This is a genomic window from Stenotrophomonas capsici, from assembly GCF_034961085.1.
In the GTDB taxonomy this organism is placed as follows: Bacteria; Pseudomonadota; Gammaproteobacteria; order Xanthomonadales; family Xanthomonadaceae; genus Stenotrophomonas; species Stenotrophomonas capsici.
Genome location: NZ_JAYFUH010000213.1, coordinates 1 through 1062, shown reverse-complemented (window position 1 = coordinate 1062; position 1062 = coordinate 1). Strand labels below are relative to the sequence as shown.

At 69.8% G+C, this 1062-nt stretch carries 1 protein-coding gene; it reads right to left on the bottom strand.

Annotation, left to right across the window (positions count from 1 at the left end; translation table 11 throughout):
- Nucleotides 1-34: 34 nt before the first annotated feature.
- Nucleotides 35-1039, bottom strand: a complete 1005-nt coding sequence (locus VA603_RS11525; RefSeq protein ID WP_323438929.1) for an NAD(P)H-dependent glycerol-3-phosphate dehydrogenase — start codon at nt 1037-1039, stop codon at nt 35-37.
- Nucleotides 1040-1062: the final 23 nt, after the last annotated feature.

Here is a 1062-nt window from a genome sequence, read left to right as displayed (position 1 = left end):
AATCGCCGGGCTTTTTGTTTCAACGTCGGTCAACTTACTTGAACAGCGTGTCCGGATACTCCGGCTTCTGCTCGCGTGCCAGCAGCTGCTGCAGGCCCTCGGCCGGGCTCAGCTCACCGTGCAGTACCGATTGCACCGCCTTGGAGATGGGCAGGTCGATGCCATGGCGCTCGGCCTGGCGCATCACCTCGTCGGCGGTCTGCACCGATTCCACCACCTGGCCGATTTCCTTCACCGCGTCGGGCAGGCTCTGCCCACGCCCCAGGGCAAGGCCCAGGCGGCGGTTGCGCGAGAGGTCGCCGGTGCTGGTCAGCACCAGGTCGCCCAGGCCGGCCAGGCCCATCAGGGTTTCCGGCTTGCCGCCGATGGCGGCGGCCAGGCGCAGCATCTCGTTGAGGCCGCGGGTGATCAGGCCGGCACGGGCGTTCAGGCCCAGCTGCATGCCATCGGCCACGCCGGTGGCCACGGCCAGCACGTTCTTCATCGCACCGCCCAGCTCGGCACCGACCATGTCATCGCCGGTGTAGGCACGGAAGGACGGGCCATGCATGGCATCGGCCACCTGCTGGGCGAAAGCGTCGTCATCACCGTGGACGGTGATCGCCGTGGGCAGGCCCAGGGTCACTTCCTTGGCGAAGGACGGGCCGGTGACGACGGCCAGCGGCACGTCCGGGCCCAGCACTTCACGGGCCACTTCATGCAGGAAACGCCCCGAGCCGGGCTCGAAGCCCTTGGTGGCCCAGGCCACGCCGGCCCCGGCCGGCCGCAGCGGCGCCAGCGCGCGCACGGTCTCGGCGAAGGCATGCGAAGGCACCACCACCAGGATCCAGCTGGCACCGGCAACGGTGGCAGCCAGGTCGGTGCTGGCGCGCAGGGAATCAGGCAAGGGAATCCCCGGCAGGTACCGGGGATTCTCGTGACGCTGGTCGATCGCCTCGATGACGGCGGCATCGCGTCCCCACAGCACGGTCGGGTGACCGTGCCGGGCCAGCAAGGTGGCCAGCGCGGTGCCCCAGGAGCCCGCGCCGAGGACGGCGATCTTGTTCGCGTCGGTCGTACTCA